The organism is Pedobacter sp. UBA5917 (assembly GCF_002432345.1).
Taxonomy (GTDB): domain Bacteria; phylum Bacteroidota; class Bacteroidia; order Sphingobacteriales; family Sphingobacteriaceae; genus Pedobacter.
On sequence record NZ_DJDT01000120.1, the window covers coordinates 1 to 4,494 of the forward strand.

General features: G+C 39.7%; 4 protein-coding genes. All 4 read left to right on the top strand.

Annotation, left to right across the window (positions count from 1 at the left end):
• Window positions 1-645: 645 nt before the first annotated feature.
• The 4 genes from B2V92_RS07065 (at window position 646) to B2V92_RS07080 (ending at window position 4,082) form a co-directional block, all read left to right on the top strand.
• Window positions 646-1,593: an outer membrane protein assembly factor BamD gene (locus B2V92_RS07065; RefSeq protein ID WP_293306196.1), complete on the top strand. Its 948-nt coding sequence runs from the start codon at window positions 646-648 to the stop codon at window positions 1,591-1,593.
• A gap of 3 nt (window positions 1,594-1,596) precedes the next feature.
• The gene (locus B2V92_RS07070; protein ID WP_131560376.1) at window positions 1,597-1,923 is read left to right on the top strand and encodes a DNA-directed RNA polymerase subunit omega; all 327 of its coding nucleotides are present in this window, start codon (window positions 1,597-1,599) and stop codon (window positions 1,921-1,923) included.
• Window positions 1,924-1,995: 72 nt separating this feature from the next.
• Window positions 1,996-3,192: a bifunctional phosphopantothenoylcysteine decarboxylase/phosphopantothenate--cysteine ligase CoaBC gene (gene coaBC / locus B2V92_RS07075; protein WP_293306201.1), complete on the top strand. Its 1,197-nt coding sequence runs from the start codon at window positions 1,996-1,998 to the stop codon at window positions 3,190-3,192.
• The gene (locus tag B2V92_RS07080) at window positions 3,189-4,082 is read left to right on the top strand and encodes a DUF4835 family protein (protein ID WP_293306203.1); all 894 of its coding nucleotides are present in this window, start codon (window positions 3,189-3,191) and stop codon (window positions 4,080-4,082) included. The genes coaBC and B2V92_RS07080 overlap by 4 nt, the downstream gene beginning before the upstream one ends.
• Window positions 4,083-4,494: the final 412 nt, after the last annotated feature.

A 4,494-nucleotide genomic window follows, 5' to 3' on the forward strand; every position in this document is an offset into this window, starting at 1 on the left:
CTGCCCCTGCAAAGATTATTTACAATTAACCGGACGGTTTAACGTAAGTTGATGGTTTACAGCAGGATTTTTTTTTCCTTTGGCAAAACTTTTTGAAGAAATCTGTGTTTGAGGCTGCCAAAACCTATCAGGTTTGCGAAACCTGATAGGTTTAAATAGATCCTGAAACAAGTTCAGGATGACGGCTGGAGTAAAGAAATCGGCTAAACTTCCGAAGTTGGCCGGCACTCCCATCCCTTGAAACTTCGGAAGGTGTGGCCACCTAAACCTGATAGCAGCGGAAAACCCGAATCCCGATTTTTCATCGGGAAAGGCTTTGCAGTGGATAGCAGGAACACACCTATATAGTAGCACGGAACCTGATTTACTGAAAAAGAAGATATTTTAGACTTCCGAAGTTATCCCACCCGCGCTACCCTAATCAAACTTCGGAAGTAGCAGCCCAAGCTAATAGCAATACCATTACATATATAGTAGCACGGAACCTGATTTACTGAAAAAGGAAAAGCAAACACTATATAGTATAATAGCTATCCTTATATATGTTAAAATTTGTTAACTGTTATATTGTACTGAATTGCTTTGCATAGCTTAGCGGCGAATTGTTTTTATTGATGTTATCGTATTATTAATTATCTTTGCAGAATGTTTAAAGTTAAACACTTAATTATTTTAGTATTTGTTGCCGCTCTGGGTATTGCGGGTTGTAAAAGTCGTTTCGAGAAATTGAGAGCGAGTAACGATGTTGCAAAAAAGTACCAGGAGGCCCTTCGTTTGTATAATAAACGCGATTACAGTAAAGCATTGGTGCTTTTTGAGGACCTTTCTCAAAAATACCGTGGCCGTGCAGAAGCTGAGGATCTGAACTATTATTATGCTTACACACTATATAGATTAAGTGATTATACTACTGCAAGGTACCAGTTTAAAAGCTTTGCGGATACTTACCCAGCCAGTAAAAATGCAGAAGAAGCCAGGTACATGGGTGCTTACTGTTTCTATTTAGAATCGCCAAGTTTCTCTTTAGACCAGGAAAATACCTATAAAGCTATTGATGCGTTACAATTGTTCATCAACTTATACCCTACCAGCGACCGTGCTGCTGCAGCAGGTAAATATATTGCTACTTTAAGGGGTAAATTAGAAGATAAAGCTTTTGAAAACGCAAAAATGTATTTAACTACCGGCCCGAGTAACGTAGATAATTACAGGGCTGCCGTTATTGCTTTAAAGAATGCACAGAGGGATTTTCCAGACATTAAATATGCTGAAGAAATGGATTTTCTGATGATCAAAGCACAATATTTATACGCAAAAAACAGCTATGTGATCCGTCAGGAAGACCGTTATAACGAGGCGCTTAATTTATACACCGAGTTTACGGAAAACCACCCTGATAGTAAATGGACTAAAGAAGCAAAAGACCTTAAAACTGATGTTGAAACAGGTATTGCACTTACTAAGCAAGAATTGGCCTTATATGCAGCCGATCAGGAAAAATACAAGCAGATGTTGATCAGAACGGGTAAATTGAAAGATACCCTTTCTAATAAACCAACAAAAGCAGATAATACGAATATTAAAAACAATTAATACATGAATACTAACAAACCTGCTGTACCAAATACTACAGTAACCAGAAACGTACACGATTTAGATAGAACTACTGATAACCTTTACGAATCGTTAGTGGTTATTGCTAAAAGGGCAAATCAGATCTCGAACAACGTTAAAGAGGAGTTACACGGTAAATTGGCAGAATTTGCATCAAGCAACGATAATTTGGAAGAAATTTTCGAAAATCGTGAGCAGATCGAAATCAGCAAGCACTACGAGCGTATGCCTAAACCTGTTTTGGTTGCTATTGATGAATTTTTGAACGAGAAAATTTATCACAGAAATCCTGCTAAAGAACAAAAATAATTAGCAGAGGGCAAAGAGCATGGCGCAGTTTTGTAAGCATATCAATGCTCTATGCCCCATGCACTGTACCCTATGCTAGAAAATAAAAATATAATCCTTGGCGTTTGCGGTAGCATCGCAGCATATAAGTCGGCATTTTTGGTTCGGCTGCTTGTTAAAGCCGGTGCAAACGTTAAGGTTATTCTTACCCCTGATGGTGCTAATTTCATTACACCACTTACCCTTGCTACGCTTTCTAAAAACCCCGTTTACACCCAATACTTCGAAGAAGAAACCGGTGTGTGGAGCAACCATGTTGAACTTGGCCTTTGGGCCGATCTCATCATCATTGCCCCGATAAGTGCCAACACGCTGGCGAAACTTGCTACAGGGATATGCGATAATTTGCTAACTGCAGTTTACCTTTCGGCCAAATGCCCGGTTTATGTTGCCCCGGCAATGGACCTCGATATGTGGAAACACGAAACTACCCAGAGTAATATCGAACGGATTGTTAGCTTTGGTAATACGGTTATTGCACCTGGCAATGGCGAATTGGCAAGCGGACTTTGGGGCGAGGGCCGCATGGCCGAACCTGAAGAAATTGTTTCTTTTCTGGATAATACGATTAAAAAGGCGTCGCCTTTATTTGGTAAAAAGGTGATGGTTACCGCAGGTCCTACTTACGAGGCAATTGATCCTGTACGTTTTATTGGTAATCATTCTTCGGGTAAAATGGGTTTTGCTATTGCTGATGAACTGGCAAAACTAGGTGCCGATGTTACTCTAATTGCCGGACCTACAGCCCAAAAAGCAACTCAAAATTTAAAAAGAATTGATGTGGTAAGTGCTCAGGATATGTTCGAAGCCTGTTCTTCGGTATTCCCCGCAACTGATATTACCGTTATGTGTGCCGCTGTGGCCGATTATCGTCCGAAACAGGTAGCCACACAGAAAATCAAAAAACAGGATAGCGACCTCGTGCTTGAACTGGAAAAAACAACCGATATCCTTGCTTCTTTAGGAAGGTTAAAAAAAGTAGGTCAGATTCTGGTTGGCTTCGCCCTGGAAACCAATGATGAAGAGAATTATGCCAAAGGCAAACTGGAGAAGAAAAACCTCGACCTGGTGATTTTAAATTCTTTGAATGATAAGGGCGCAGGATTTAAATCAGATACCAATAAAATTACTATTTTTAACAAAGCATTAGAGCGGACCGTATTCGAGATGAAATCGAAAACCGACGTAGCTAAGGATATTTGTGCTGCCATTTTAAAAATTGCGAAATGATAAAAAAGATTTTTTGGATATTGTTATTGGTTGGTTTCGGGAAAGTAAAGGCGCAGGAGCTAAATGCAAGAGTAACTTTATTGGCGCCACAGGTTTCGAACATTAGCAAACCTACCATAGAAGCACTTCAGAAAACCATCCGCGATTTTCTAAACAACAATAAATTTAGTAACGAAAGTTACAAGCCCCAGGAGCGTATTGAATGTAGTTTTGTAATTACCATCAACTCGTGGGATGGTGGCTCTGGCTACACGGCCGAGGCACAGATACAGAGCAGCCGGCCCGTTTTTAACAGTTCTTACAACAGTACGCTGTTAAATATGAGCGATAAGAACTTTGATTTCAATTACCTGGATGGTTCTACAATCGATTTTTCCGACCAGAATTTTATTTCTAACATCAGTGCCCTACTCTCTTATTATGCCTACACCATTATCGGCATGGATAAAGACAGCTTTAGCCGAATGGGCGGAACACCTTTTTATAAAAAAGCACAGAACATTATCAATCTGGCACAGGCCTCGGGCAATACAGGCTGGAAAGCTGCCGATGGTTTACGCAACCGTTTTTGGTTTAACGAAAATGTGCTGAACCCTATTTTCGGTGAACTGCGCACATTTATTTACAGCTATCATTTAAGCGGCTTAGATCAGCTTACGGATAACGATAAAGGTTTAACACAGATAGTCGCTGCCCTCCCAGCGTTAGCCCAGATGGATAAACAAAAACTGGGTTCCATTTTCCCGAATGTTTATTTCGCATCAAAGGCTGAGGAAATAACCAATGTACTTTCCAAACTTAACGGACAGGAGCGCATGAAAGCCTACAATATGCTGGCAGAAATTGATCCGGCGAATATTGGCAAGTATGAGGGGTTGAAGAAGAATTAGTTTCTTTTATTGGTTAAACGGTTAACTGATTAATTGCTGGATTGTTAAATTGTTAATTGCAAATTGCCAACTGAAAACTGGTTATTGGTTAAGCGGTTAACTGTTTAAATTGGTTAACTGATCGCAATACGCCAAACCCCATACGTTAAACTGTCTATTTGTTATTGATTAATTGATCGCAATACACCTAACCCCATACGTTAAACTGGCTATTTGTTATTGATTAATTGATCGTAATACGCCAAATCCAATGCTAAAGTGATTAACTGTTTGATTGTTGGTTGCTGATATCGTTAATTCTGTAAATTACTCATCAGTTAACCAATTAACCAGTTTATACAGTTAACCTTAGTCACATTATCCCCTGCATTTTACATCACAGTTAACCAATTAACCTCCTGAGCGTAGCCGA

What these genes read in the sequence shown, in the direction of transcription:
- B2V92_RS07065 (WP_293306196.1), top strand. Translation starts at nt 646, where the DNA reads ATGTTTAAAGTTAAACACTTAATTATTTTAGTATTTGTTGCCGCTCTG.
- B2V92_RS07070 (WP_131560376.1), top strand. Translation starts at nt 1,597, where the DNA reads ATGAATACTAACAAACCTGCTGTACCAAATACTACAGTAACCAGAAAC.
- coaBC (WP_293306201.1), top strand. Translation starts at nt 1,996, where the DNA reads ATGCTAGAAAATAAAAATATAATCCTTGGCGTTTGCGGTAGCATCGCA.
- B2V92_RS07080 (WP_293306203.1), top strand. Translation starts at nt 3,189, where the DNA reads ATGATAAAAAAGATTTTTTGGATATTGTTATTGGTTGGTTTCGGGAAA.